This is a genomic window from Salaquimonas pukyongi, assembly GCF_001953055.1.
GTDB classification, from domain to species: domain Bacteria; phylum Pseudomonadota; class Alphaproteobacteria; order Rhizobiales; family Rhizobiaceae; genus Salaquimonas; species Salaquimonas pukyongi.
In genome coordinates this window covers 2181431-2206574 of sequence record NZ_CP019044.1, presented here as the reverse complement: position 1 = coordinate 2206574, position 25144 = coordinate 2181431, and the positions used below count along the sequence as shown (strand labels likewise).

Sequence of the window (25144 nt, the reverse complement as noted above, 5' to 3'; positions counted from 1 at the left end):
TTCGTGCTGCAGGATTGGCTGCTTGCTTCAGGGCGAGAATGACAAACAGCGTGAGACCGCATCCCGCCCTCTACCTTGCCAGGGAATGGTATTCGTCATTGGGCTGTTTGTCGGTGGCTGCGCTCATGCGGTTTGACATGTTGAAAAAGGCGGCCACGGCGGCAATGTCCCAGATCTCGCGGTCCTTCCAGCCTGCCTTGCGCAGGGCGGCACGGTGTTCTTCGTCAATTGCCTCGGGATGCCTGGTCAGTTCCCAGGCGAAATCGAGCATGGCGCGCTGTTTTTCGGTAAGTTCAGCCGTGCGGTAGTTCATCACGAGTTGCTCGCCGAGCTTGGGGTCGCCGGAAAGCTGGCGCACCGCTGCGCCGTGGGCCGTCAGGCAGTAATAGCAGTGATTGGCGGAGGAAACCGTGACCGCAATCATTTCCCGTTCGAGTTTCGTCAGACCGGAATCGCCCAGCATCAGATCGTTGTACATTTCCGTAAAGGCCGCAAATTTCTGCGAATGCCAGGCATAGGCCTGCAGTACGTTGGGCACAAAGCCGAGTTTTTCCTGGGCAACGGCAAGGTACTTTTTCTGGCGGTCGGTCAGGGGAAGTTCCGCCTTTGGCATTTTCAGTGCGACGATGGGTTTTGTCTTGCGTTCTGAGGCCATGATCTACTCCGTGTTCACCGTGCCATTGTCACTGAAAGATGCTGTCAGAAACTTTGACTTGAGCCGTTCTCCGGATTGGCGATAAGTGCGGCATCTTGATTGCCGCCCTGAATCAGCTGGAGAATATCATGATCGAAACCCATCCGCCTCGAAAGCTCAAGGGCACGGTTACCCAGGTATTGCGTGCTGAGGGCAATGACTTCGTATCGGCGAAGGCTGGTTCCCTGCGCCTTGGCTTTGACGGCATTGATGGTGATTTTCATGCCGGCATTGCCCGCAAGTCCGGCGGCCGGGAGCCCTGGTATGAGCGCGGCACGGTGATGCGCAACGAACGGCAGATTTCAATCCTTTCGGAAGAGGAACTGGTTGAAATCGCCCAGGGCATGGGCATTGAGAAGCTTTCCCCCGGCTGGATCGGTGCCAACCTCGTGCTCGAAGGCATTCCGCAGATGAGCTATCTGCCGCCGCGTACGCTGCTGTTCTTCGAGGGAGGGGTGACGCTTCGCGTCGACGGATACAACGCGCCGTGCCGGCTGGCCGGGAGCAAGGTGGCCGAGGCCGTTGGCGCCGAGCCGGGTCCTGATGGGGATTATACCCGTTCCGACATGGCGCTTTCCTTCAAGGATGCGGCAAGGATGAAACGCGGTCTGGTCGCCTGGGTTGAACGGGAAGGGGAGATAACGGCTGGCGAGGAGGTCACTGCCCGGATCTGGGAGCAGTGGATTTATCCTGGCTGATACCGTTCATTCCCCGGCATTAATGCGGCGCGCGCAGCCCCATGCCTCAAGCTGGCGGTTGATGTCATCCAGAACAAAGTGCCGTGCGGCATCTGCTTCATATCCCTCCGCAAGCAACTGGTCATACTCTGTATGTTCGTGCCGGGCGATCGTGGTGGCTGCCTGCCAGGCTGCAATTGCCGGAGGCAAATGGCGCAAATGGCCTTGTTCGGCCACTCCAAGAACCGCCTGATGGCTTTTAAGGGAAGCCAGGGGCAGCAGTGTCCGAATCGCAGTGTTCAACTGCTGCCTTCGCTTTGCAGCGCCGGGAGGCGTCATGTGCGTGCTCGTGGGCGGATGACAGAAAAGTTCATGAATTCAATTGGCTACAGGTTTTTCAACATGAAATGAGACGGGCTCTTGCCAAATTTGGAAAATAATATAAAGATATCTTTATATCCTTGTATTACTTGGGCCTATCGCATGTTACGCAAAACGCAGTTGCCGCTTGATCATACCGTCAGCCTCTTGAAGGCGGCCGGTGAGCATACGCGTTTGCGGCTGCTGGCCTTGCTGGCACAGGGCGATCTTACCGTTTCCGATCTTATCGATATTCTGGGCCAATCCCAACCCCGCATCTCCCGCCATCTCAAACTGCTGAGCGAAGCCGGTCTGGTGGAACGCTATCAGGAAGGCGCGTGGGCCTATTTTCGTGCCAGGGAAGAGGGTGCGCAGGCCCAGTTCGTGCAATCCCTGCTGGCCCATCTGAGCGAGAACGATCCACAGCTTGTGCGTGATCTTGAGCAGCTTGAAAACGTCCGTGCCCGCCGCGCTGCCCAGGCAGACCGGTATTTTGCCGCCAATGCGGCGGAGTGGGATGAAATCCGTTCCCTGCATGTGGACGAAGGGCGTGTTGAGGCTGCGATCCTGAAATTGCTGGGTGAAGAAACGTTTGAGGCGCTGCTTGATCTGGGCACCGGCACGGGCAGGATGCTGCAATTGCTGAGCCGGCTGTACCAGCGCGGCACGGGAATCGATGCAAGCCGGGAGATGCTGTCGATCGCCCGGTCCAATCTGGATCAGTCAGGGCTTTCACGGGTGCAGGTGCGCCAGGGCGACATTGTGAACCTGGCGGTGCAGGAAGAGGCGTTTGATCTTGTGACCGTCCATCAGGTGCTGCACTATCTTGAAAATCCGGCGGTTGCGATCAGAAGTGCCGCCCGTGCCCTCAAGCCGGGCGGGCGCCTGCTGATTGTCGATTTTGCCCCGCACGACCTGGAATTCCTGCGCGAAAAACATGCCCATATCCGCCTCGGCTTTGCTGTCGAGCAGATGAATGCCTGGCTGGAGGCTGCCGGTCTTGAAGTGCTGGAGAGCCTGCGGCTTTCGCCCAGCGCGGCGGAAAAGGAAAAATCCCTGGTAGTGACACTGTGGCTGGCGACCGATCCGAGAAAGCCCGACCCGCAAACAGGCAGCCAGAGCTGAACCCGATTGCAGTTTCAGGAGTAAGCCGAAATGACACTTTTTCAATATTCCCATTCGGTGGCATCGAGCCGCCAGATCAACGTTTCCTTCGAGTTCTTCCCGCCGGTTTCCGACGAAGCCAATGACCGGTTGTGGGCGGCTGTAGAGCGGCTGCAATTGCTGGGGCCGCGCTTTGTTTCGGTCACCTATGGTGCGGGCGGCTCAACGCGAAAGCGCACGCTGGAAACCGTCAAACGGCTGGTCAGCGAGACCGATCTCGATGTTGCCGCACATCTGACCTGTGTCGATGCGAGCAAGAATGAGGTCGATGCGGTGGTGCGCGATCTTTACCAGGCTGGTGTCAGGCGGTTTGTTGCCCTGCGCGGTGATCCTTCCTCCGGCATTGGCGGCCGGTACAGCCCGCGGGAGGACGGTTACGGCAACGGCGCTGAACTGGTGGCCGGTCTGAAGGCGTTCAGCGATTTCGACATTACCGTTGCTGCCTATCCTGAAAAGCACCCCGAAAGCCCGGATTTCCAGCTCGACATTGATCTGCTGAAACGCAAGGTGGACAATGGCGCGACCCGGGCGATCACCCAGTTCTTCTTCGACAATGATGTATTTGAGGCCTTTCTGGAACGGGTGCGCAAGGCCGGCATCTACATTCCGATCGTGCCGGGCATTTTGCCGATCCACCATTTTGGCAAGGTGGCGGGCTTTGCCGAAAAGTGCGGTGCCAGCATTCCCCATTGGCTGGCGGAGCGTTTCGAAGGACTCGACAACGATCCCCATACACGCGAACTGGTTGCAGCAGCTGTTGCCGCCGAGCAGGTTGGCGATTTGACGCGCCGGGGCGTGAGCGATTTCCACTTCTACACCATGAACCGGGCCGAATTGCCGGTTGCCGTGTGCCGCCTCATCGGCATTCATGAACTGCAGCCGGAAACCGGCCGCGAGGTCGCTGCCTGATTTCAGCTGCCGCGCGATGAACGCAACCTGCCGTCAAGCAGCCTGCCGTCGAGTATGAGCAGACCCAGCCCGATCAGCGCCATGCCCGCCAGATGCCATGGCGAAAGGCTTTCGCCAAGAAAGATGATGCCAAGCACCACGCCGGTCACCGGAACCAGGAAAGTGACGAGGGAGACATTGGTGGCGCCGGCACGCGACAGGATGGTGAAGAACAGAACATAAGCGAACGCCGTGCAGGGAATGGCAAGGCCGATGACCGACCAGATGGCCGCTGGTGATGGCAGGGTGAAGGCAAAGAGCGCGCCGCTGGCCAGCACATAGCTCCCCATCAGCACTGTGGATGCGGCCAGTTGGCCTGCGGCGATCAGCATCGGGTCCACGCCCTTGAAGCGCTTGCCGTAAACACCGGCAAAGCCGTAGCTGATTGTTGCACCAAGGACAGCGGCCTGTGCCAGCGCGGAAGCCTTGAGGCCAGCCAGTGCATCGCCGCCCATCAACACCGCCACGCCGATGAACCCGGCAAGAATGCCGGCCAGCTTGCGGCTGCTCAGTTTTTCGTCGGCGGTCATGAAATTGGCAATCAGCACGGTCCAGATCGGCGTCATCGCATTGACGATGGAAGCAAGGCCGGAACCGATTTCCTGCTGGCCGTAGAAGATGAGCGAAAAGGGAATGATGTTGTTGAAAACCGCCATTCCGGCGATGGCAGCAGCGAATGAGAGCGTGATGTGGGGCAGGCCCCGGCGAAGCAGCAGCCAGGTCCAGATCGCCATCGCGGCCAAGGCAACGCGGAAGAACACCACGGCAAGCGGTGCCACTTCCTGTACCGCGATGCGGCCGAACAGGAACGAGCCACCCCAAATCAGCGAAAGCAGCAGCACCAGGCCCCAGGTTGTCATGTCCATTACGGGCGCTGCCGGGGCCTGTGGCCCCTGTTTGGAGTGTTGGGTCATGCAGGTGTATTCCGGTGCTGAAGAACTTGGGTGCTTTCTAGTTCCCAGTCTCGACTGCGGCCACCCGTTTCTTGCTGAAGGCGTTGCTTAATTCGCGCTGTCACTTGCCATCCGGCACAGCTTTGGCCTGTGAGGGTTTCTTAACCTTGCACGCCTATCCTGACATAATGGGAAACCGACTTGTCCGCAGAACAGGCCTCGATGTGCGCCGCCGGCAGGTAATCGCCGCCGGGCCGTTGATGCTGCTTTCAGGCGGTGCGCTGCTTTCAGGTTGTGCCAAAGGGTCTTCCAGCCATGCCGGACGCCGCCTGCGTACCGATGTGCATGCGCAACCCCTGCAGTTTGATGTCAAGGACGGCTTTGCCCGGCTCAACAAGATACGCCGGCGACGCTTGCTGCCGGAATTCCAGATGGATGGAAGGTTGCAAAAAGCGGCGCAGGACTATGCCGATCTGATGGGAAGCCGAGGGCTTTATGGCCATGAGATCGGGCCGGGAACCGATTTCAGAACCCGCATTTTTGCGGCCGGGTTCGATAATTCGGCAGGGGAGAATCTTGGCGTTGGTTACGGCTCCATAGACGAGGCCATTGAGGGCTGGATGGATTCGCCAGACCATCGCAAGAACATGCTGAAAGCCCGCTACCGCCTTGCAGGACTCGGCTATGCCTTCAATACATCGGGGCGCAATGAGCGTTACACCCATTTGTGGGTGCTCATCATGGGGGCTGCGTAGACGGTTCAGACCCGCAGTTCGCTGATCAATCCGCCGTTGATCCAACCGGTCATGTAACCGGCAACCCGTGCAGCCGCGCTTTCCGGATCATCCATCACGGAGGCCAGTTCACACAGGGTGGAAAAGGGCTTTCCGGCGATGCCCTGGTCGATCAGCATTTCCTCCTCTGCATTGATTTCGCGATAGCGGCTGATGAAGTCCTGCCGCCATACCAGCAGGTGGCGGGCTTCCGGCAGTTTGGCAGGGGAAGGCGGTTCGCTCTCATCCTTGAGCGACTGAAAAATCCTCAAGGCGTTGGTTTTCAGGGAAAGCCGGCGGATAGCGGGGGAAAAGACGATGGTCATTTCCGTAATGCGTTCGCCAGGCATAGCTGCAAGATCATCCATGTCTGCAACCGGCGCATCGGGCGCATCGAAAACGTCTTCCAGGGCTCCCTCGATGGCTGCAATTTCCGCAAGCACCGGTTGGTCCTTGTAACGGGTGTCGGTTGCCAGGAATTGCGGCAGACGGGATGAAACGAAACGGGCATTGGGATGGTTTGCGGGGCAGGCATCAAAATAGCGGTCTGCCATTTTGTAGAACTGTTCATCGCCGACATAGATCCACAATTTTTCATGGGACTCGCCAAGAATTTCGATCAGGCGCATCTTGTAGGCATTCTGATAGACGCCGAGCCGTTTTTCCTTGTTGCTTCCCGGTGGTGACTTGATGTCGGGCAGCGTGGTGTGCGAGCGCTGCATGATATCGGCCTGGAGGCGCTCCTGAAGTTCCGCGAGGTTTGCCATGGCCTAGGCTGCTGTCTGAAGGCTGGCGGCAGGCAGTACCTGTCCGGCGATTGACCGTGCGCGGGCCAGTTCCTCCAGCAGTTCTGCAAGCGGAGGAATGTTGTCGTCACGCTCGATCATGGTGGATACCGGACCGAAGCGCTCCAGGGCCTTGCCGTACAGTTCGAAAACCTCGTCGCACACGGGCTGATCGTGGGTATCGATCAGGCAATCCTCGCCTTCGCTATGACCAGCAAGATGGAACTGCACAACACGATCTGCAGGAATGGCCTCGACAAAGCCGGCATCATCAAAGGCGTGGTTCTGACCGGACACGAAGACGTTGTTGACGTCCAGCAACAGCCAGCAGTCGGCGCGGCGGGCAAGTTCTGCGACGAATTCCCATTCCTCCATCTCCGATTCGGCGAATTCCACGTAGGAGGAAACGTTCTCAATGGCGATGCGGCGGCCGAGATAATCCTGAACCTGTTCAATGCGCGAAACCACATGGTTGAGCGCTTCCTCGGTATAGGGAATGGGGATCAGGTCGTGCAGATTGACGCCGTGCACGCCCGTCCAGCACAGATGGTCGGATATCCATTTGGGCTCCACCCGCTCGGCCAGGGATTTCAGCCCGGCAAGATACTCCATGTTGAGGGGCTGGGTTGAAGCAATCGACAGCGACACGCCATGCATGACGACCGGATAGCGCTCGCGGATGCGGTCCAGCATGTGTATCGGCCTGCCGCCCTGCAGCATGTAGTTTTCGGAGATGACTTCAAACCAGTCGATAGGCAGCGTATCGCCACCTTCCAGAATATCGGTATAGTGTTGTGGCCTAAGGCCCAGGCCAAAGCCCAGAAACGGCGGTTTTTCAGCAGTCTTCCGGAGATCGGCAGAGATGGTCATCGGTTCGGGTTTTCAGCCATTTGGGTTCTGGTTCCGGCTCAAGCCACAGGCATAGCCAGTGTGCTACGAAAACCGCCAGCGCTGCAAGCGCCGGCGGAAACTCTCAGATCGCTCAGCGCTTAGCTTTCGTATGTGCCGCCCTGTTCATCGCACTCGGCCTTGGTCAGTTCCAGAAAGCCCTGACCCTTACAGGCGTTAAGTCCTTTACAGGAACTGGTTGCCGTTTTGCAGTCGCTGTGGCCTTTGCACGAGTTTACGCCCACGCACTGGACCTTGTCCTCTGCTGCCTGGGCACCTGAGGGAACGGCAATGCCGGTACCAGTGATGGCCAGGGCGAAAGCGGCGGCTGCAACTGCGGCGCCGGATTTTCCGATATGTTTCATGTTTATCTCCTCTTCCATGATTTCCCCCAGAGACAGGGTGGCCACACCATCGTTGAACGGGCCGTTCAAGTTCAAATAACGCTTGCGTGAGGCAGATCACATGGCTGTGAAGGGCAGGGACATGAATGAGGAAGAAAGGCAAAGGCCAGCAAGCGGTCCGATCCGGTTTTGGGCCAAAGAACTGGGACCGGAACCGGTTTTTGAAGTTGGCTTGCCGGCCAAATGTGCCGGCAAGCCGCGTTTGTTTTCAGCGGGCCGTCAGCCTTCCCACTTTCCGCCGACTTTTTCACACTCGAACTGGGTCAGGCTGACAAATCCCTGACCCTTGCAGTCGTTCAGACCCTTGCAGTTGCTTGTCGCGGTCTTGCAGTCGCTGTGCCCTTTACAGACGTTGACGCCGGTGCACTGAATCTTGGCTTCACCCTGGGCATGGGCACCGCTGGGAACAGCGATGCCGCTGCCGGCCACGGCGAGAGCGAATGCAGCAGCAGCAATAGCCGAACCTGATTTGCCTACATGTTTCATGGAAAATACTCCTCTAGCGTTTTACCCATCCACGACCGGAACCGGTTTTCCCGCGCCACACGGCACAGATCAACTGACGGTTGCGTGTTAAGGCATCACGTCGCCGTGATATTCAATCGCGCAGGTGTGAAGGAGGGCAATTGAGCATGAGGAGGAAGGGCTGAAGCGTAAAAGCCTGCTCTTATGCAGCCTCGGACGCCGTTTCCGCCTGGATTTCGGCCAGGACCTCGCTGAGCAGGTCAAGATCCACAATGAAGTGGGTTGTCAGAAACCGGGTCAGTTCCGTTCCGTAGAGGCCTTTGCGCAGGCAAAGCCTCACGGCATCGCGCATGGCTTCCGTTTCCACCAGACGCAGTTTGGAAACTTCAATCACTTCAGGTTTCATGGTATCCGCCCCACCTTGTTTGCGACAAAAGGGCGAGATTCGCATTCCGGCGTCAACGCGCAGGCGTGAAGCAATCCCCAGTAATGATATTTCACAAGTTGTGTTTTTGACTCATTGCGGCAAATAACCACCTGCGGCGGGGGTCTGAAGCACTACAGCATCGCCTGCCTTTACTTCAGTCTGGTCGCAATGTTTGAGCGTGTCGATGGTGCCACCTGCGCGGCGGATTTGCGTTTTACCGGTTTCGCCATCGCCGCCACCATCCAGCCCCTTGGGGGGGTGATAGCGCGAGGAGGAGAGAATGGCGCAGTCCATGTCTTCAAGAAAGCGCATGATGCGTGTACATCCGTCGCCGCCGGGGTATTTCCCCTTGCCGCCGGAGCCTGTTCTGATGGAAAACTCCTCGAGCACGACCGGATAGCGCATTTCAAGCACTTCGGGGTCCGTCATGCGGGTATTGGTCATGTGGACGTGAACGCCGGATGGACCGGCAAAGCCCCGGCCATCGTTCATTCTGCCGGCTGGAGCACCACCACAAACCGTCTCGTAGTTCTGATAACGGTCATTGCCGTAGGTCAGATTGTTCATGGTTCCCGGGGCGTTGGCCAGTGCGCCCAGCGCCATCAGCAGACAGTTTGTGACGTGCTGGCTGGTCTCGGTGTTGCCGGCGATCACAGCAGCCGGATATTCGGGTTTCAGCATGCAGCCGTCGGGAATAACGATGTTGATCGGTTTCAGGCAGCCGGCGTTCATGGGAATGTCGGCTTCCACCATGAGGCGGAACACATACAGCACGGCTGCGCGGGTGACCGGTTCCGGCGCGTTGAAATTGTTCTTTGCCATGGGGGATGTGCCGGTGAAGTCCACGGTCGCCTCGCGCCTTGCCTTGTCGACCGTGATCTTGACCGAGATCTGCTGGTCATTATCGGTCTGGTAGGTGTACTGGCAATCGGAAAGCGCATCGATCACCCGGCGTACGCTTTCTTCTGCATTGTCCTGTACGTGCTTGAGGTATGCCTGCACGACATCAAGGCCGAAATGGGCAACCATCTTGCGCAGTTCGTTGACGCCCATCTCGTTGGCGGCGATGTGGGCGCGGATATCGGCCATGTTCTGATCGGGATTGCGTGCCGGCCAGGGGTGGTTGGTCAGAATTTCGCGCATGCCGGTCTCATCGATAATGCCGCGCTTGACCAGCTTGAAGTTGTCGATGAGTACGCCTTCCTCGTCGATATGGGTGGCGCGGGGGGTGGCGCTGCCTGGCGCCATGCCGCCGACATCGGCGTGGTGACCGCGGGCGGCAACCCAGAACAGGATTTCCTTTTCATCATCGTCGAAGACCGGGGTGACCACCGTAATGTCCGGAAGGTGGGTTCCGCCATTATAGGGAGCATTGAGAATGAAGACATCGCCGGGATCGACATTGCCCCGGTTCTGCTCGATGACGGTGGTCACCGAGCGATCCATGGAACCCAAATGCACCGGCATGTGGGGCGCATTGGCGACGAGCGAACCGTCCGGGCCGAAGACCGCACAGGAAAAGTCGAGCCGCTCCTTGATGTTGACGGAGTAGGCGGTGTTTTGCAGCGTTACACCCATCTGCTCGGCGATCGACATGAACAGGTTGTTGAACACTTCCAGCATGACCGGGTCCGCCTCGGTTCCAATCGCATGGCCGCGCTTCATCTCCTCGATGCGCTCCAGAACGACATGGTTGAGCTTTGAAATACGGGCCTGCCAGCCCGGCTCGACAACGATGGTCTGGTTCGGCTCGATGATGAGGCCCGGCCCCTTGATGCGATGGCCGGGTTTGAGATCCTCACGCGGGCAGATGCTGGCAGTGTGCCATTTGCCGTTGGAGAAGAACTCCTGGATGTTGTCGGCGGCGATGACAGGGTCGGTAAGCTCGTGTTCGGTCTCTTCGATCTCGGCGCCGCCGCCGACGGCCTCGACCTCAATCGCTTCGACGATCAGTCCCTTGTTCTCGAACACAAAACCGAATTGCTTGCGGTGGGTGCTTTCAAACTCGGAAATCATGGCATCGCTCTCGCCGAGCGTTACCGGGATAGCGGTATCCGTGCCATCGTAGCGAATGTGCGCACGGGAAAAAATGCTTACAGAAGAATCGCTTACTTCCTGTTCTGCAAGTTCGGCGCGTGTTTCTCCCTCAAGTTTTGATTCAACGGCCTGAAGTTCTGATTCAAGCGCCTTGTCGAGCGGCTTTACCAGCGCTCGGGTGCGGTTTGCGCGGATCTTGGCAAGGCCCATGCCATAGGCAGACAGGATGCCGGAGAAAGGATGGATGAGGACGGTCTTCATGCCGAGCGCGTCGGCAACAGCGCAGGCATGCTGCCCCCCCGCGCCGCCAAAACAATTAAGCGCGTATTCGGTCACGTCGTAGCCGCGCTGCACCGAAATCTTCTTGATGGCGTTGGCCATGTTTTCGACAGCGATCTTGAGGAAGCCGTCAGCAACCTCTTCCGGTGACAGGCCGGCTTCCTTTGCCAGTACCGAGAACTTTTCGCGCACGGCTTCAACATCCAGGGGCTGGTCCTGATCAGGACCGAAAATCGCAGGAAAGAATTCCGGACGCAACTTGCCGACCATGACATTGGCGTCGGTAACGGCGAGCGGTCCGCCACGCCTATAGCAGGCGGGACCGGGGTTGGCGCCGGCCGAATCGGGGCCTGCCTGGAACCGGCCATCCTTGAAGGTGAGGATCGATCCGCCGCCGGCGGCGACGGTATGAATGCGCATCATCGGCGCGCGCATGCGCACGCCGGCAACCTCGGTTTCGAACGTGCGCTCCAACTCGCCATCATAATGGGAAACGTCGGTCGATGTGCCGCCCATGTCGAAGCCGATCATCTTTCCGAAGCCTGCGAGTTCGGCGGTCTCAACCGCACCAACCACGCCGCCGGCGGGGCCGGAGAGGATCGCGTCCTTGCCCTGAAAGAGCTGGGCTGCCGTCAGTCCGCCCGAAGACATCATGAACATCAGGCGCGGGCCTTCCCCAATTCCTCGGCGACCTGGTTTACATACCGGCGCAGGATGGGCGAGAGGTAGGCATCGACCACGGTCGTGTCGCCGCGGCCAACCAGTTTGACGAGTTGGGAAACCTCATGGCTGACGGAAACCTGCCCGAACCCCATTTTGCGGGCCAGTTTTGCAATCGCCTGTTCGTGTTCGGGGTATTTCCACGAGTGCATCAGGGCGATGGCAACCGCCTCAATGCCGACGTCGCGAATTTCCTCAAGCTGCCGGCTCACCGCGTCAAGATCCGGTGCCTGTTCCACCGTGCCGTCGGCCAATACGCGCTCATCGATCTCGGTTACGGATTCATAAAGCTGTTCGGGTTTGACGATTTCTTTGGCAAAGATATCCTGGCGCGCTTGGTAGCCGATCTTCAGCGCATCGCGAAAGCCCCTGGTAATCAGCAGCGCAGTGCGGTCGCCTTTTCGCTCAAGCAGGGCGTTGGTGGCGACGGTAGTGCCCATCTTGACCGCGTCGATGCGGCCGGAAGGAACCGCCTCGCCCTTTTTGACGCCAAGGAGATCACGAATGCCCTGGACAGCCGCATCGCGGTAGGCTTCGGGATTTTCCGAGAGGAGCTTGTGTGCATGAAGGCCGCCCTCAGGATCGCGCCCGACGATGTCGGTAAAAGTGCCGCCACGGTCGATCCAGAAGTCCCATTTACCGGCTTCAGCCATGTTTTTTCTCCGTCGGATAAGAAATAAGGATTGCGAACATCTACAATTTATCGATAAAATGTCAATGTTGAAAAGAGGGAATCATGGCAAAACACACGGACAAGGACATTGGTGAAGGTATCGGCAGGGCCGCCGGCGGGGCCGCAGGCAAGGATGAAGGGGCGGCATCCGTCGGCCCGGTTGTGCTGGCTTCGCATCTGGCATCAGGGGCGCTGCCACAGCTTTCGGAGATGGAATATGTGCTGACGGTGGCAACCAATGCGTTTCACCGCTGGATGGTGCGCTGCATGACCGCGGCTGGTCACCCGGGCATGACGCCGCTTGATGTATTGGTGATGCACGGGGTGATGCACAAGGAGCGGGAAAAAACGCTTTCCGATCTATGTGTCGTTCTGAATGTGGAAGACACGCATCTGGTCAATTACTCGCTGAAAAAGCTCGAGGGAATGGGGCTCTTGACCACCGGCAAACGCGGCAAGGAGAAAACAGCAAGGGTGACGGCCGAGGGGATGAAGACCTGCGAGCGGTATCACCAGATTCGCGAAAACCTTCTGGTGGAGAGCGTATGCGACCTGGGCGTCGATGCGGCTGAGCTTGCCAAGGCTGCCCGCCTTCTTCGTGCCGTTTCCGGGCAGTACGATCAGGCGGCACGCAGCGCCACCAATCTGTAGGAACCTTATGAAACGGATACTGAATTCCTTTCCTTATGCCATCGCCTTGTGGTTTTTCGCAGCAATTGCGGTGACCGCAGCTTCCTCGCTTGCCGGATCGGAATGGGGCATGGCAGGGCAGGACATGCCGTTCGTCCGGTTTGAAGCAGGCGGCCGTGTTACCGGCCATGCAGGCTGCAACCGCTTTTTCGGCAGCTATGAAACCGATGGCGAAAAGTTCAAGGCGGGCCCGCTGGGTGCAACGCGCATGGCTTGCCCCGGCGCGGTGATGGAAAAGGAGCAAGCGTTTCTTTCAAGCCTGCAGAATGCACGGAGATTTACCCGCAGGGGCGCCCGTCTTGAACTAATCGACGGCAAGGGCAAAGTCCTGACACTTGTTCAGCGGGATTGGGATTGAAGCCGTTGCCAAGTTGCCGCCCTGGCAAATTTTCTCTTCAATCGGCCATGCAAGTCGCCTAAACGGATTTCATGTCGATCTGGGCAAATTTCGGCGAGTTCATCGCAAGCACTGCCAGCCAGGCGTTTTCGGCGGTCGTCGAATCCGTCCGTACGGTGTTTGAGGGCGATCCTGCCACGCGCAAGCAGGTGACATTTTCCATCGCCATCATTGCGCTGTCTGCCAAGATGGCCAAGGCGGACGGCATTGTGACCCAGGAGGAAGTTACTGCCTTTCAGGAACTGTTTGAGGTGCCACAAAAGGAAGCGGCCAATGTGGCGCGGGTGTATAACCTTGCCAAGCAGGATGTCGCCGGGTTTGAATCCTATGCCAGCCAGGTCAAGGCGCTGTTTCCGGAGGAGGAAGACATTCTGAGGGATGTGCTTGACGGGCTTTTCCACATCGCCAAGGCCGATGGTGTCATCCATGAGCGCGAACTGGGTTTCGTTGAAACCGTTTCCGACATCTTCGGCCTCGGCCACCGGGAGTTCGAGGGCCTCAGGCTGCGCCATATGGAGCCGGAGGAAGGCGATCCCTATCTGGTGCTGGGTGCCGATCCAAACTGGGACAATGAAAGGCTGAAAGCGCATTACCGCAAGCTGGTGCGCGATAATCACCCAGACAGGATGCTGGCCCGTGGCGTGCCGGAAGAATTTTTGCGGATCGCGAACGACCGCCTTGCCGGGATAAACCTGGCCTGGCAGCATTTGTGCAGGGAGCGGGGAATTTGACCTTGCCGCCGGACAGCCGCTGCGTCAGCGATGTGGCAACAGCTGTAAATTTCAATGAGCGCCGTGCGCCGGTCGACATTCTGCTGCTGCATTATACCGGGATGGAGGACGGCGAGAAGGCTCAGCAATGGTTGTGTGCCGAAGAAAGTCAGGTCTCCTGCCACTATATCGTGCACGAGGACGGGCGCATTGTTCAGATGGTGGCGGAGGAAAAGCGTGCCTGGCATGCCGGTGCGGGAAGCTGGCAGGGCAGGGAAGATGTGAATTCCCGTTCCATCGGTATTGAGATTGTCAATCCGGGCCACGAGTTCGGTTATCCGGATTTCTGCGATGCCCAGATTGCCGCCGTCATCGATCTGTGTGGCGACATCATTGCGCGGTGCAGGATCGAACCTCGAAACGTGCTGGCCCATTCGGATGTTGCGCCGGGCCGCAAGCGCGACCCGGGCGAGAAGTTTCCCTGGAAACGCCTTCATGAAGCTGGCATTGGCCACTGGATCGAGCCGGCTCCACTTGCCGGAGGCCGCTTTTTGACCCTCGGCGATGGCGGCCCGCCGGTCGAAGCGCTTCAGGAAATGCTGTCGCTTTATGGCTACGGGATCGGCCGCAGCGGCGAATTCGACCGGGAGACGGCGCAGGTGGTCGCTGCCTTCCAGCGCCATTTCAGGCCTGGAAAGGTTGATGGTGTGGCCGATGTTTCAACCATCGAAACCCTTTACCGGCTGCACCATGCTCTGGGTGAGGGCTGAACGGCGCAATCACGCTGTCTTACATTCCGATACGGAAGTTCAACGCGCCGACACAATCCTGTCACGATTGAAACGCCAATGGCGGCCCGGTCCGGACGGCTCGGGAATCGGGGGAGGCCGTCCAGCTCAATGAAATCAAAGGGGCTCCCTATGACGACTTCAAAGTTACCCGCCGCGGCGCGGATTGCCGCGGCTGTTGCCGGTCTGATTCTTCTTACAGCCTGCACCTCGACTCAAACCGTCACGTCAAGCCACACACAGACCTACGGCTTTACCGCACCATCCCTGCGCACGGTTCCCGGACAGACATCGTCCGGCAAAACCGCCAGCAAGCAGAAAAGTTCCGAAAAAGCCGAACTCCAAAAGCGCAAGCTGGCGGATGCGAAGCGCCGGCTTGATTCTGCAAAGAAGCGCCTTGCTTCTTTCGACGCCATGACCAAGGGCCTCAGCGAGACGCAAAAGAGGCTGATGCAGAGCCAGCGCGACTATCTGGCGAAGAAAGTGAAGACAGCTGAAGGCGAGGTTGGGAAGCTGCAAGTCTCCTTGCGGCCGAAGATCGCGGCAGGCGGCGGTTCGGCGCGATATCACTCCCTGATCGCAAAATATGCCAGCGCAAACGGTATCCCGCTCAAGCTCGCTCACGCCGTAGTGCGCGTTGAAAGCGCCTACAGGGCCAATGCGCGCGGCGGTGCTGGTGAAATCGGGCTGATGCAGCTCAAACTGTCGACGGCACGTCTGATGGGCTATCGCGGTTCTGCCAAGGGGCTCTACAATCCGGAAACCAATATCCGCTACGGCATGAAATATCTCGGTGAAGCGCACCGGCTTGCCGGCGGTTCAACCTGCGGCACCATCCTGCGCTACAATGCCGGGCACGGTGCCAAGCGCATGAACCCGATCAGTGCCCGATATTGCAAGAAGGTGCAGCGGTATATCTGAGTCGTTGAATTTGATTCGCATTCAGGTTCTGCCGGTTCCTGCAGAGCCAGAATTGCTGCAATGCGGTACCGCGGGCGGTCCACCTATTCGACAATGATGCTAATGCGTTTTCCGGACGCCTGCAGGTTGGGCCTGCTGGGTGTACGCACGGCTTTCGGCATTACATAGTTTATTTGAGCGCTGTCTTTTCCGCGAAAGCCAGGCTTTGGCGTATAGAAGAAAACGATAAACCGCCCCTTTTTGTCCTTGCAGGGGCCATCGGCGAACGTTGAGGTGACGACACTGGTGGTTATCGTTCCGTTCTGTGCGTGCATGCGGGTCACCTTGGGAACGGGCCTTTGGTTGCAGTAAGTTCTGTTCCATACTCCAACGGAGTGAATTTCTGTCTTTGTTCCCGCTTTCACGGTAACCGGCTTGTTCCACTGTGCGGTGGCCGGAATGGCGGCAGACAGCACGGTCAAAGTGCCAGCGAGCACACCCGCCGTCACAAGACGTCGATTGATCATTTGAATTCCCCAACACCTGTTAACGCAGGCATGCTAGCAAGCTTTGACTGCGCAATGCAAGCCCCGGTTGTGCCGGTTTACAGTTTACCGAGGAAGCGTTCGACTGCCTTGGTAACGGCGCTGTCGCGCCGGCCGATCGATGAATTGATCGACAGGTGGTTGTAGCGGCTGCCGTCAAAGCGTGAGACCGGCGCGCCGGCAGCCGCCAGCGCATTGGCAAAGCGGATCGAGATCTTGTCGCGGTTCCTGCCGCCCGACCACATCACCAGGGTTGGCGGCTGGTTGCGGTTGTGGACATAGGAAATCGGCGACCAGCGTTTCCACTTCGCCTTCCGGTTCAGGGCCGAGTACAGGCCGGGGACCTTGCCGTTGTTGAGACGCGCCAGATAGGCGATGTCATAGGCGCCGGTATCGTTGCAGATCAACAGTTTCGGCGTGCAGGCTCCCGACAGGGTTGCAAGCGATGAGAGGTGACATCCTGCCGAGTGGCCCATCAGCGCCACACGGTCGCCATTGCCGCCATATTTCGAGATATTGGTCTTCACCCAGTTGACCGCCTGGGCAATCTGAACAGCCTGCTGTTCGGCATTGGCGCGCGGATACAGCGTATAGCCGATGGATACGAAGACATAGCCCTTGTTGGTGAAGTGGCGGGCCTTTGCACCGATCTTCTTCTTGTTGCCTGCCCGCCAGGCACCGCCATGCACGAAAGCCAGAACCGGGGCATTGGCTGCATTGGCCGGCAGGTGGATGTCGAGGGTGTTGGCGCCATAGCTGATGTCTTTCAGGGATGCCGCAGCAGCGGGTGCTGTCAGGGCGAACGGCGTTACAGACGCCAGCGTTGCTGCGGCCAGAGACTGAAGCGTCTGGCGCCGGGTCGGGGCAGAACAAAATCCGGGATCGGGGGTTTTATGGTTCATCGCGCAAACGACCTGCCGTCAATGAATAGCAGCCTGACTATCGCCCCGTTGGATTAAAGTAAGTTTAACCATAGCCGAAAACGAGTCAAAAATCAGGCAGCGCAGAAATTGTTGCCAAAGCCTGACAGATCAGGGGAGGCGAAGAGCGTTGACCTTGGTGGATGAAGATGTCTATTTCAATCCGCCAGCCGGCCGGGCGATCGCCGGTGCAAGTGCTGAAAGGCCGCACTGGAGGAAAGTCCGGGCTCCATGGAAACACGATGCCGGATAACTTCCGGCTGGGAAGCGGGCCATCCCGCGAACCCAAGGGAAAGTGCAACAGAAAACATACCGCCTGCGGCGAACCCGTTCGCTTCGGGCAAGGGTGAAAAGGCGGGGTAAGAGCCCACCGCGCATCCAGCAATGGCTGCGGCATTGAAAACCCCATCGGGAGCAAGACCGAATAGGGGCAACGCGGCAGCGCGAGCTGCCAGCCGGTTTTCAGGCCAGTTGCCCGGGTAGGTCGCGTGAGGTGTCTGGCAACAGGCATCCCAGATGAATGATCGCTGCGTTTCCTGTTCGCAGGAAGCCATACAGAACCCGGCTTACAGGCCGGCTGGCAAATTTTTCCGGTTATGAGCGGTAGTCTTTCGCCGTCACGCAAGCGCCGTCCAAAGGGCCCATGCGAAAAAGACACCATTGGCGCAAAGCAGACAGAAAACCGCAAAGGAGCCAAGGTCCTTTGCCTCCCGGCCATATTGGGAGATTTCCGGCGAGGTCCGGTCGACGACCAGTTCTATCGCCGTGTTGATTGCCTCCACGGCAAAGGTGGCAAGAAACAGGCAAAGGCTGCCGACATAGGCGAACCACCCGGCGCCGGCCCAGACATAAATCAGCAGGATTATCACAGCGGCGGCCAGTTCATGCCGGAAGGCCTGCTCGCCTGCCGCCCGGCGCAGGCCGCCCATCGAGTATTGCGTTGCGGCAACAACATGCGCTGCCCCGTATTTTTTGCTGGCCGGATCGAAGTATTTCTTGCTGTCTTTCATGACCATGCCCTGTTCGCTGCGGCGTCTGGCGGTTTTCAATCACCTGCATATGGCAGGTTTGTTGCAAGCGCAAAAAATTCGATGCCGGCAGGCGGCCGCGGCAGTTGTGCCGGAGGTGTCGTCCTGCATTCATGGATTGACGTTTTTTACGATTGCATCGGCAGCAACGATCGATAGGGTCCGCGGATGCACCCGGCGATGGCCGGGCCGGGAGGATTATTTCATGAAAGCTGCGGTGTGCAGGGAATTCGGCAAACCATTGAGCATCGAGGAGGTCAAGCTTGCCGGGCCAAAGGCAGCAGAGGTGGAGGTCGACATCAAGGCCTGCGCAATCTGTCATTCCGACATCTCGTTTGCTGATGGAGCCTGGGGTGGTGCGCTTCCGGCAGTTTACGGCCATGAGGCCGCCGGGATCGTCAAGCGTACCGGGCGCGGAGTGACGGGGCTGAAAGCCGGCGATCATGTGGTGGTAACGCTGATCCGCTATTGCGGCGACTGCCATTACTGCAATCAGGGCAGTCAGGTCATGTGCGAGGAGGTTTTTGCCCTCGACCGCAAGGGGCCGATTTTTGATGACAGCGGACCGCTGGAACAGGCGATGCGCACCGGCGCCTTTGCCGAACGGGTTGTGGTGCATCAAAGCCAGGCAGTGAAAATTCCCAAAACCGTGCCTTTTGCCAGTGCATCGCTGCTGGCCTGCGGCGTCATCACCGGGTTTGGCGCGGTGGCCAATACGGCGGACGTGAAGCCGGGGCAGAGCGTTGCCGTGATCGGCTGTGGCGGAGTGGGGCTTAACGCCATTCAGGGCGCTCATCATTGTGGTGCGGCAAAAATCATCGGCATCGATCTGGCGCCTGCCAAACTGAAGGATGCAAAGCGCTTTGGGGCAACCCATGGGTATAATCCCGCCAGCGATGATGTTGCCGCAAAGATATCAAAGCTGACCGCAGGCCGGGGTGTTGATCATGTATTTGTAACAGTGGGGGCGCCGGCAGCCTTCGAAGGTGCATTTGACTACATTACCAAAAACGGCAGTGTTGTTGTGGTCGGCATGCCGCCTTCGGGCGTTTTTGCCAAATACGATCCGGGCACCCTGGCAGCATGGAACCAGAGAATTGTCGGTTCGAAGATGGGCGATGCGGTGATCGCGCGGGACATTCCGCGGCTGGTGCGGGCTTATCGCAAGGGTGAATTGAAACTCGATGAACTGGTTTCCAACACCTATCGCCTGGAACAGATCAACGAGGCGATTGCCGAGGTGCGGTCGGGCACCGTCAAGCGCAATGTGATCGTGTTCGACTGATGGAAAACCTGCCGGCAAGGAGGCGAGGATGCATGTTCAGGATGTAAAGACCTGGGTGGTTGGCAATCCGCCGCCACAGACCGGCGGGCGATATTTCATTTTTGTCAAGCTGACGACCAATGACGGTATTTACGGCTATGGGGAAGCTTATGCAGCGACCTTCGATCCGCATCTTACCGCCAGGATGATCGAGGATGCAGCAGCGCGCTATCTGGTCGGAAAAGACCCGCACGATGTCGATGTGCTCTTCCGCAACTGCTATTCGTCGGGGTTTTCCCAACGGCCGGACGTTTCCATGATGGGCTGTTATTCGGCGCTCGAAATCGCCTGCTGGGACATTATCGGCAAGGCGGCCGGCCAGCCGGTTTACAAGCTGATCGGCGGACAGGTGCACGAAACGCTGCGCAGTTACACCTATCTTTATCCCAAGGATGGCCCGGTCTATCCCGACGAGATTGGCGGCAAGCACGTGTACAACGATCCTGACATGGCCGCCGAAGTGGCGGTGGAATGTGTTGAGCAGGGCTTTGATGCGGTGAAGTTCGACCCGGCAGGCCCTTACACGATCCATGATGGTCACATGCCGAGGCTGGAGGACATCGACCTGTCAGCGCGCATGTGCAAGGCGGTGCGCGAAGCTGTTGGCAACAGGGCTGACATCCTGTTCGGGACCCATGGCCAGTTTACGGCCGGTGGTGCGATCCGGCTGGCAAAGGCAATCGAACCGTATGATCCGCTATGGTTTGAAGAACCGGTTCCCCCCGACATGCCGGAAGTCATGGCGCAGGTTGCGCGCGCTACCACCATACCGGTTGCGACCGGCGAACGGCTGACGACGCGGTTTGAATTCGGCAGGGTGATCGAAAACCGGGCGGCCAGCATTCTGCAGCCCGACAGCGGGCGCTCGGGCGGCATTCTGGAAACACGAAAGATCGCGGCAATGGCGGAGACGTTTCACATCCAGATTGCACCCCATTGTTACTGCGGGCCGATCGTGGGGGCGGCCAATATCCAGATTGCGGCCGCATGCCCCAACTTCCTTATTCTTGAATCAATCAAGACCTGGGACGGGTTTCATGGGAAGCTGCTGAAGAAGAAAATCGAGTGGCAGGATGGGCATGTTATCCCGTCCAAAGAGCCGGGGCTTGGCGTCGAGCTCAATGAAGATGTATGCGAGGCGCATCCATGGGAGGGCGATGCGCTGCATCTGGAGATGGCCAGAGAGCCGCTGATGCCCTGACAAGGTTCTCTGACAAGGTTCCCTGACAGGGCGAACATCAAGTGGCGTGACTTGCCGGCCTTTACAGGTTCCAAAGTGTCATCTGCGTTGCAGGCTGGGCGATTTCACCTGCTACTGTCATGCCGGATCCCGCGGCAATTCCGATGGCGATGACCAATGCGGCAATGATGAACTTCATTTCGAAATCCTCCTTCCGGTAAACGCCCAATAGGCGTTTTCGTTGCATCCTCCTTTCTTATCTGAATGCAGATCACCGCTTCATGCTGTGCAATTTGGCACGTCATAACGCTTTGTTAACGCGATTGGGGCAATTGTTACCAACTCACTAAGAAAGGGTTCATTTTTCCCTAATTGCCCACGCTAGTCCATTGACCCCCAAATTTGCCCATGATACTCCAAATGAGATTTGGCCGCTTCCCGGCACCTTGCCGGACATGTGGGGCGGCGGGGAGATCGGCCGGCAGGCAATCGTCGGGGGAATTCCGGTTTGGCGAACGGTAATTGCGGCATGCGCTGCAATTTTCAGGAAACAAACCGGCCAGACGGTGGAACCGGCCCAATGGGGAGTGACGGGCATGGCGGCATGCACGCCCGGAGCCCGCCAGAGCCGGTATGCGGACCCGGGCAATGCCAGGGGTCCGGTTTCAGGTAGCGCGACAGCGGACCAAGGGGAAAACAGTGATGGATCGGTTCGTTTCGAACACGATCAACCGGGTGGACAAGAAGGGCCGCGTTTCGGTTCCTGCTGCCTTTCGGCTCGTCCTTGGCAGCCAGCCTGTTCTCAATACCATTTTGAGCGTCGAACACCCGGTGGCGGAAGCCGGCGGCAAGGAGTTCATGGATTCAAATCTGAAACGGCTGTCGATGATGGACCCGTTTTCAGAGGAATACGCCATGTGGTCGCTGTGCCTGGTGGGCGATGCGGACGAACTGAAAATCGATCCGGAAGGCCGGATCACACTGACGGACAATATCCGCGATCATACCGGGATTGGCGACGAAGTGGCCTTTGTGGGAGCCGGCCATTTCTTTCAGTTATGGGAACCGGCAGCCTTTCAGGCCTATCGCGAAACGGCCCGCGCAAAGGTGCGCGAAATGCGCCGGGCGCTGGGCCAGCATGGAACCGGCCGCGCCACCGGTTTGTCAAACCCCTTACAGAATTCCCCCGCAAGCCAGACGGGTTCGCAGGACGAACCCGGGGCTTTCGGCCCTGCAGGCAGCAGCAAGGAGCAGGATACGTGACGGACGGCGGCGAGGGTGCGGGCGGCGCACCGAAATCCGCTGGCGGACCCGGCCGGCACGTGCCCGTCATGCTCAACGAGGTGCTCGACTGCCTTGATCCGGCTTCGGGGGAAACCATTATCGACGGCACGTTTGGTGCCGGAGGCTATACCAGAGCCATTCTTGAAAGAGGCGCTGATGTTATCGCGATTGATCGCGATCCCGACGCGATTGCCGGTGGAGATGCGCTTGTGCGAGCCCATGAGCAACGTTTGAAGCTTGTAGCCGGCGAATTTGCAGCGCTCGATACAATTGCCCTTGAACAGGGTGTTGAAGGCGTTAACGGTGTGGTGCTTGATGTGGGGGTTTCCTCCATGCAGCTCGACCAGGCCGAGCGCGGATTTTCCTTCCGCGAAGACGGGCCGCTCGACATGCGCATGGGCCAGGACGGGCTTTCGGCTGCCGATGTTGTCAATCATGCCGATCAGGCAACGCTGACCCGCATTTTCGGCCTGCTGGGCGAAGAGCGCCAGGCGCCCAGGGTATCAGCCGCCATCGTCAAGGCCAGAAAGCAGGGCCCGATCACCCGCACCGGCCAACTTGCCAAACTGGTGGAGACGGTCATTGGCAGGAAACCGGGTGAGCGTATCCACCCGGCGACGCGGTGCTTTCAGGGATTGCGGATATTCGTCAACGGCGAACTTGAACAACTGGCCAGCGGGTTGTTTGCCGCCGAACGCATTTTAAAACCGGGTGGGCGGCTGGTGGTTGTCAGCTTTCATTCGCTGGAAGACCGGATCGTCAAGCGATTCTTTCAGGATCGCAGCGGCACGGTTTCAGGATCCCGGCATTTGCCGCGGGCTGAAGCTCCCAAACCGCTCTTTGAGCAGAAGCAGCGCGCTCCCCTTCTAGCGGGTGAAGCGGAAATCGCCGCCAATCCACGGGCCCGTTCGGCAAAACTGCGCTGGGGCATTCGAACGCGCGAAGCTTCCCGCGATGCCAATTTTTCATTGTTCAAGCTGCCCAGACTCTCCATTGATCAGGTGACATCCCGTGCTCAGACCCGTTGACCTTGTAATGATCGGCCTGTTGCTGGGCGGTGCTGCCTTTACCTTCAAGGTGAAGCAGGACTCTGAAACCGCCATAGACCGGGTTGGAGAACTGGAACGGGCCATCGAGGCGGAAAAGGATGCCATCGACGTGCTCAAGGCGGACTGGAGCCTGTTGACCGACCCCAAGCGGATTGCCCGTCTGGTTGAACAATATGCCGACCAGTTGCCGATTTCGCCACCATCGCCGGAGAGCATCGGCACGATTGCCGACATTCCGCCGCGCCCGGCCATTCCGCAATCGCCGCGAACCAAAACCATTGCCGACCTGATAGAGGGGCAGTTTGTCGATACCGCCACCACGGGCTCCGTGGATGGGCCGGAGGACGGGCAATGATGCGGATTTGGAAACAGCGGTCGAAACCAATCCAGGCGGCGGCCGGTGGCGCGGAGTTTTCTTCCCAGTCCCGCCATGCCGGCATGCTGAACCTGCAGGGTACGCGAAAGCGCGCCATCGACCGGTCCAGGTCCCGGCTGGTGATGATCATCATCATGATCATGGCGGTTTATGCGCTCATCGCCGGAAGGCTTGCATATTTCGGGGTTCTCGAACCCTCCGACCGGGTTCGTCTGGCGCTTGCGGACCCGACCATTTCCGCGCGCCGCCCGGACCTGGTGGACCGGATGGGCAGGACGCTTGCAACCGACATCAATACCGCCTCGCTGTTTGGGGAACCCCGGCGGGTGGTCGATGTGGACATGGCAGTCGAGCAACTGGCAACGGTACTGCCCGATCTTGATATCGAACTGACCCACCGGCGCCTGTCGAGCAAGGCGGGGTTTGTCTGGCTTCGCCGAGAATTAACGCCGGCCCAGCAGGGTAAAATCCTGGCATTGGGCATTCCCGGCATCGGCTTTAAACGCGAGACAAGGCGGTTTTATCCCAACGGGTCCACTGCCTCGCACCTTGTGGGGCATGTGAACATCGACAATGTGGGCATTGCCGGGTTCGAGAAGGTGATCGACGAGCGGATACTGGCCGATTTGCGGGCGGCCGGCTTTGGCGATGCGGCACTAGGCGAACCGGTTGAAATGTCGATCGACATCCGCGTTCAGAGCATCGTTCACGATGAGCTGGAGCGGGCCATGGACCGGTATCAGGCGATTGCCGCCGGAGCGGTTGTGCTGGACGTCCACACTGGCGAGATCGTCGCCATGGCATCACTGCCCGATTATGATTCCAACGATCCCGTCCAGGCACTGCAACCCGACCGGCTCAACCGGATGTCAGCGGGGCTTTACGAAATGGGATCGACCTTCAAGACATTCACCACGGCCATGGCGCTCGACAGCGGGCTGGTGACGATGCAGAGCAGTTTTGACGCCTCCAAGCCGCTGCGGATCGCCGGTTTCACCATCAACGATTTTCACGGCAAGAAACGGGTGCTCAGCGTCCCGGAAATTTTCATCTATTCCTCCAATATCGGTACTGCCAAAATGGCCGATGTGGTTGGCATTGAGGGCCATCGCGAGTTTCTTCATCGCCTTGGCCTTCTCGACAAGATGACGTTCGAATTGCCCGAGACCGCGACGCCGGTCGAACCGGCAACATGGAAGAAGCTGAATTCGGTCACCATCTCCTATGGCCATGGCGTCACCACCACACCGCTGCAAACCGCTGTGGCGGGGGCAGCGCTCGTCAATGGCGGCAGGCTTATTCCGCCAACCTTGTTCAAGCGCAGCCGCGAGGAAGCCGAAGCCGTTGCCAGCCAGGTTGTGCGGCCGCAGACCAGCGACATGATGCGCTATCTCTTCCGCCTCAATGTGGAGCGCGGATCAGGACGGCGGGCTGAGGTGAAAGGCTATTGGGTCGGTGGCAAAACCGGCACTGCCGAAAAGGTGGTCAATGGCCGTTATTCGAGCGAAAAGCGGTTCAACGCGTTTCTGGCTGCATTTCCAATCAACGATCCGCAATATGTCGTGCTGACCATTATCGACGAACCGAAGCCGGAGGAGGGGGCGCCCAGCGCGACGGCCGGTACCAATGCGGCGCCCATGGTAGCCAATATCATCCGCCGCTCTGCCCCGGTTCTGGGAATGCGGCCTCAATTTGGTGAAGATTTGAATATGATGTCCGTTCGATATTGACCGGCGGAGAATTGCCCGGCATTCCCAGCGGCTAAC

Annotated in this window: 27 protein-coding genes, 1 other RNA gene and 1 pseudogene; 16 read left to right on the top strand and 13 right to left on the bottom strand. The window is 58.7% G+C overall.

The annotated features are described in order from the left end of the window. Nucleotides 1–70: 70 nt before the first annotated feature. Nucleotides 71–655: a peroxidase-related enzyme gene (locus BVL55_RS10580; protein WP_075996869.1), complete on the bottom strand. Its 585-nt coding sequence runs from the start codon at nt 653–655 to the stop codon at nt 71–73. A 128-nt stretch (nt 656–783) separates the two neighbouring features. Between BVL55_RS10580 and BVL55_RS10575 the strand changes: the two genes are divergently transcribed. Next, complete coding sequence (locus BVL55_RS10575; protein WP_075998076.1) at nt 784–1392, top strand: MOSC domain-containing protein; 609 nt, start codon at nt 784–786, stop codon at nt 1390–1392. 6 nt (nt 1393–1398) lie between these two features. Here the strand turns inward: BVL55_RS10575 and BVL55_RS10570 are convergent, their stop codons facing one another. Next, nucleotides 1399–1674 (bottom strand): DUF2293 domain-containing protein, encoded by a 276-nt coding sequence (locus BVL55_RS10570; protein WP_244530485.1) that lies wholly within the window; start codon nt 1672–1674, stop codon nt 1399–1401. A gap of 180 nt (nt 1675–1854) precedes the next feature. Here BVL55_RS10570 and BVL55_RS10565 point away from each other — a divergent pair, with 180 nt between their 5' ends. Together BVL55_RS10565 and metF are read left to right on the top strand one after the other, a co-directional pair. Then, complete coding sequence (locus tag BVL55_RS10565) at nt 1855–2856, top strand: ArsR/SmtB family transcription factor (protein ID WP_075996867.1); 1002 nt, start codon at nt 1855–1857, stop codon at nt 2854–2856. 30 nt (nt 2857–2886) lie between these two features. After that, nucleotides 2887–3804 carry a methylenetetrahydrofolate reductase [NAD(P)H] gene (gene metF, locus BVL55_RS10560; RefSeq protein WP_075996866.1) on the top strand — a complete coding sequence of 306 codons (918 nt, stop codon included), beginning with the start codon at nt 2887–2889 and terminating at the stop codon, nt 3802–3804. Nucleotides 3805–3806: 2 nt separating this feature from the next. Here the strand turns inward: metF and BVL55_RS10555 are convergent, their stop codons facing one another. Then, on the bottom strand, nt 3807–4757 hold the full coding sequence (locus BVL55_RS10555; RefSeq protein ID WP_075996865.1) for a DMT family transporter: 951 nt from the start codon (nt 4755–4757) through the stop codon (nt 3807–3809). A 167-nt stretch (nt 4758–4924) separates the two neighbouring features. Between BVL55_RS10555 and BVL55_RS10550 the strand changes: the two genes are divergently transcribed. After that, a complete protein-coding gene (locus BVL55_RS10550; RefSeq protein WP_075996864.1) occupies nt 4925–5491 on the top strand; it encodes a CAP domain-containing protein in 567 nt (188 codons plus the stop codon). 5 nt (nt 5492–5496) lie between these two features. On the opposite strand, the gene BVL55_RS10545 is transcribed toward BVL55_RS10550, so the two are convergent. The 6 genes and pseudogenes from BVL55_RS10545 to BVL55_RS10520 all read right to left on the bottom strand — a co-directional run bounded on the left by BVL55_RS10545 (nt 5497) and on the right by BVL55_RS10520 (nt 12167). Next, nucleotides 5497–6276, bottom strand: coding sequence for an HvfC/BufC N-terminal domain-containing protein (locus tag BVL55_RS10545; RefSeq protein ID WP_075996863.1), 780 nt, complete (start codon nt 6274–6276; stop codon nt 5497–5499). Nucleotides 6277–6279: 3 nt separating this feature from the next. Further along, nucleotides 6280–7164: an MNIO family bufferin maturase gene (gene bufB / locus BVL55_RS10540; RefSeq protein ID WP_075996862.1), complete on the bottom strand. Its 885-nt coding sequence runs from the start codon at nt 7162–7164 to the stop codon at nt 6280–6282. Nucleotides 7165–7283: 119 nt separating this feature from the next. After that, nucleotides 7284–7547, bottom strand: coding sequence for a BufA2 family periplasmic bufferin-type metallophore (bufA2, locus tag BVL55_RS10535; RefSeq protein WP_075998075.1), 264 nt, complete (start codon nt 7545–7547; stop codon nt 7284–7286). A 258-nt stretch (nt 7548–7805) separates the two neighbouring features. Continuing rightward, on the bottom strand, nt 7806–8072 hold the full coding sequence (bufA2, locus tag BVL55_RS10530; protein ID WP_075996861.1) for a BufA2 family periplasmic bufferin-type metallophore: 267 nt from the start codon (nt 8070–8072) through the stop codon (nt 7806–7808). A 181-nt stretch (nt 8073–8253) separates the two neighbouring features. Next, complete coding sequence (locus BVL55_RS10525; RefSeq protein WP_075996860.1) at nt 8254–8457, bottom strand: hypothetical protein; 204 nt, start codon at nt 8455–8457, stop codon at nt 8254–8256. Nucleotides 8458–8568: 111 nt separating this feature from the next. Next, nucleotides 8569–12167 (bottom strand): annotated as a pseudogene (locus tag BVL55_RS10520) (hydantoinase B/oxoprolinase family protein). An 83-nt stretch (nt 12168–12250) separates the two neighbouring features. Between BVL55_RS10520 and BVL55_RS10515 the strand changes: the two are divergent. The 5 genes from BVL55_RS10515 (at nt 12251) to BVL55_RS17060 (ending at nt 15693) form a co-directional block, all read left to right on the top strand. Next, a complete protein-coding gene (locus BVL55_RS10515) occupies nt 12251–12838 on the top strand; it encodes a winged helix DNA-binding protein (protein WP_083649489.1) in 588 nt (195 codons plus the stop codon). Between the two features lie 7 nt (nt 12839–12845). Then, nucleotides 12846–13235 (top strand): META domain-containing protein, encoded by a 390-nt coding sequence (locus BVL55_RS10510; RefSeq protein WP_075996859.1) that lies wholly within the window; start codon nt 12846–12848, stop codon nt 13233–13235. A 71-nt stretch (nt 13236–13306) separates the two neighbouring features. Continuing rightward, the gene (locus BVL55_RS10505; protein ID WP_075996858.1) at nt 13307–14005 is read left to right on the top strand and encodes a molecular chaperone DjiA; all 699 of its coding nucleotides are present in this window, start codon (nt 13307–13309) and stop codon (nt 14003–14005) included. A 32-nt stretch (nt 14006–14037) separates the two neighbouring features. Beyond that, nucleotides 14038–14754, top strand: coding sequence for an N-acetylmuramoyl-L-alanine amidase (locus BVL55_RS10500; protein ID WP_244530484.1), 717 nt, complete (start codon nt 14038–14040; stop codon nt 14752–14754). Between the two features lie 150 nt (nt 14755–14904). Next, nucleotides 14905–15693, top strand: coding sequence for a lytic transglycosylase domain-containing protein (locus BVL55_RS17060; RefSeq protein WP_083649486.1), 789 nt, complete (start codon nt 14905–14907; stop codon nt 15691–15693). 83 nt (nt 15694–15776) lie between these two features. Here BVL55_RS17060 and BVL55_RS10490 read toward each other — a convergent pair whose 3' ends face one another. Next, the gene (locus BVL55_RS10490; RefSeq protein WP_075996856.1) at nt 15777–16199 is read right to left on the bottom strand and encodes a hypothetical protein; all 423 of its coding nucleotides are present in this window, start codon (nt 16197–16199) and stop codon (nt 15777–15779) included. 77 nt (nt 16200–16276) lie between these two features. After that, nucleotides 16277–17119 (bottom strand): alpha/beta hydrolase, encoded by an 843-nt coding sequence (locus BVL55_RS10485; protein ID WP_075996855.1) that lies wholly within the window; start codon nt 17117–17119, stop codon nt 16277–16279. Nucleotides 17120–17303: 184 nt separating this feature from the next. Here BVL55_RS10485 and rnpB point away from each other — a divergent pair. Next, nucleotides 17304–17722, top strand: an RNA gene (rnpB, locus tag BVL55_RS10480) — RNase P RNA component class A. A 32-nt stretch (nt 17723–17754) separates the two neighbouring features. Here the strand turns inward: rnpB and BVL55_RS10475 are convergent. Continuing rightward, entirely contained in the window at nt 17755–18147 is a 393-nt protein-coding gene (locus BVL55_RS10475; RefSeq protein WP_244530483.1) for a diacylglycerol kinase, read from the bottom strand. 223 nt (nt 18148–18370) lie between these two features. Here BVL55_RS10475 and BVL55_RS10470 point away from each other — a divergent pair, with 223 nt between their 5' ends. Together BVL55_RS10470 and BVL55_RS10465 are read left to right on the top strand one after the other, a co-directional pair. Continuing rightward, nucleotides 18371–19450 (top strand): Zn-dependent alcohol dehydrogenase, encoded by a 1080-nt coding sequence (locus tag BVL55_RS10470; RefSeq protein ID WP_075998072.1) that lies wholly within the window; start codon nt 18371–18373, stop codon nt 19448–19450. Nucleotides 19451–19478: 28 nt separating this feature from the next. Then, entirely contained in the window at nt 19479–20690 is a 1212-nt protein-coding gene (locus BVL55_RS10465) for a mandelate racemase/muconate lactonizing enzyme family protein (RefSeq protein ID WP_075996853.1), read from the top strand. Nucleotides 20691–20751: 61 nt separating this feature from the next. Here the strand turns inward: BVL55_RS10465 and BVL55_RS16555 are convergent, their stop codons facing one another. Further along, a complete protein-coding gene (locus BVL55_RS16555) occupies nt 20752–20916 on the bottom strand; it encodes a hypothetical protein (protein ID WP_156892513.1) in 165 nt (54 codons plus the stop codon). Between the two features lie 455 nt (nt 20917–21371). Between BVL55_RS16555 and BVL55_RS10460 the strand changes: the two genes are divergently transcribed. The 4 genes from BVL55_RS10460 to BVL55_RS10445 all read left to right on the top strand — a co-directional run bounded on the left by BVL55_RS10460 (nt 21372) and on the right by BVL55_RS10445 (nt 25108). Then, entirely contained in the window at nt 21372–21932 is a 561-nt protein-coding gene (locus tag BVL55_RS10460; RefSeq protein WP_075996852.1) for a division/cell wall cluster transcriptional repressor MraZ, read from the top strand. A 68-nt stretch (nt 21933–22000) separates the two neighbouring features. Next, nucleotides 22001–22981, top strand: coding sequence for a 16S rRNA (cytosine(1402)-N(4))-methyltransferase RsmH (gene rsmH, locus BVL55_RS10455; RefSeq protein WP_083649667.1), 981 nt, complete (start codon nt 22001–22003; stop codon nt 22979–22981). Then, the gene (gene ftsL, locus BVL55_RS10450) at nt 22965–23357 is read left to right on the top strand and encodes a cell division protein FtsL (protein ID WP_156892512.1); all 393 of its coding nucleotides are present in this window, start codon (nt 22965–22967) and stop codon (nt 23355–23357) included. The genes rsmH and ftsL overlap by 17 nt, the downstream gene beginning before the upstream one ends. Beyond that, entirely contained in the window at nt 23354–25108 is a 1755-nt protein-coding gene (locus tag BVL55_RS10445) for a peptidoglycan D,D-transpeptidase FtsI family protein (RefSeq protein WP_075996849.1), read from the top strand. Before ftsL ends, BVL55_RS10445 begins: the two co-directional genes overlap by 4 nt. Nucleotides 25109–25144 lie beyond the last annotated feature (36 nt).

Bases quoted from the DNA above. Each gene is read 5' to 3' on its own strand.
- BVL55_RS10580 (WP_075996869.1), bottom strand. From the start codon at position 655: ATGGCCTCAGAACGCAAGACAAAACCCATCGTCGCACTGAAAATGCCA.
- BVL55_RS10575 (WP_075998076.1), top strand. From the start codon at position 784: ATGATCGAAACCCATCCGCCTCGAAAGCTCAAGGGCACGGTTACCCAG.
- BVL55_RS10565 (WP_075996867.1), top strand. From the start codon at position 1,855: ATGTTACGCAAAACGCAGTTGCCGCTTGATCATACCGTCAGCCTCTTG.
- metF (WP_075996866.1), top strand. From the start codon at position 2,887: ATGACACTTTTTCAATATTCCCATTCGGTGGCATCGAGCCGCCAGATC.
- BVL55_RS10555 (WP_075996865.1), bottom strand. From the start codon at position 4,757: ATGACCCAACACTCCAAACAGGGGCCACAGGCCCCGGCAGCGCCCGTA.
- BVL55_RS10550 (WP_075996864.1), top strand. From the start codon at position 4,925: ATGGGAAACCGACTTGTCCGCAGAACAGGCCTCGATGTGCGCCGCCGG.
- BVL55_RS10545 (WP_075996863.1), bottom strand. From the start codon at position 6,276: ATGGCAAACCTCGCGGAACTTCAGGAGCGCCTCCAGGCCGATATCATG.
- bufB (WP_075996862.1), bottom strand. From the start codon at position 7,164: ATGACCATCTCTGCCGATCTCCGGAAGACTGCTGAAAAACCGCCGTTT.
- bufA2 (WP_075998075.1), bottom strand. From the start codon at position 7,547: ATGAAACATATCGGAAAATCCGGCGCCGCAGTTGCAGCCGCCGCTTTC.
- bufA2 (WP_075996861.1), bottom strand. From the start codon at position 8,072: ATGAAACATGTAGGCAAATCAGGTTCGGCTATTGCTGCTGCTGCATTC.
- BVL55_RS10525 (WP_075996860.1), bottom strand. From the start codon at position 8,457: ATGAAACCTGAAGTGATTGAAGTTTCCAAACTGCGTCTGGTGGAAACG.
- BVL55_RS10515 (WP_083649489.1), top strand. From the start codon at position 12,251: ATGGCAAAACACACGGACAAGGACATTGGTGAAGGTATCGGCAGGGCC.
- BVL55_RS10510 (WP_075996859.1), top strand. From the start codon at position 12,846: ATGAAACGGATACTGAATTCCTTTCCTTATGCCATCGCCTTGTGGTTT.
- BVL55_RS10505 (WP_075996858.1), top strand. From the start codon at position 13,307: ATGTCGATCTGGGCAAATTTCGGCGAGTTCATCGCAAGCACTGCCAGC.
- BVL55_RS17060 (WP_083649486.1), top strand. From the start codon at position 14,905: ATGACGACTTCAAAGTTACCCGCCGCGGCGCGGATTGCCGCGGCTGTT.
- BVL55_RS10490 (WP_075996856.1), bottom strand. From the start codon at position 16,199: ATGATCAATCGACGTCTTGTGACGGCGGGTGTGCTCGCTGGCACTTTG.
- BVL55_RS10485 (WP_075996855.1), bottom strand. From the start codon at position 17,119: ATGAACCATAAAACCCCCGATCCCGGATTTTGTTCTGCCCCGACCCGG.
- BVL55_RS10475 (WP_244530483.1), bottom strand. From the start codon at position 18,147: ATGAAAGACAGCAAGAAATACTTCGATCCGGCCAGCAAAAAATACGGG.
- BVL55_RS10470 (WP_075998072.1), top strand. From the start codon at position 18,371: ATGAAAGCTGCGGTGTGCAGGGAATTCGGCAAACCATTGAGCATCGAG.
- BVL55_RS10465 (WP_075996853.1), top strand. From the start codon at position 19,479: ATGCATGTTCAGGATGTAAAGACCTGGGTGGTTGGCAATCCGCCGCCA.
- BVL55_RS16555 (WP_156892513.1), bottom strand. From the start codon at position 20,916: ATGCAACGAAAACGCCTATTGGGCGTTTACCGGAAGGAGGATTTCGAA.
- BVL55_RS10460 (WP_075996852.1), top strand. From the start codon at position 21,372: ATGGATCGGTTCGTTTCGAACACGATCAACCGGGTGGACAAGAAGGGC.
- rsmH (WP_083649667.1), top strand. From the start codon at position 22,001: ATGCTCAACGAGGTGCTCGACTGCCTTGATCCGGCTTCGGGGGAAACC.
- BVL55_RS10445 (WP_075996849.1), top strand. From the start codon at position 23,354: ATGATGCGGATTTGGAAACAGCGGTCGAAACCAATCCAGGCGGCGGCC.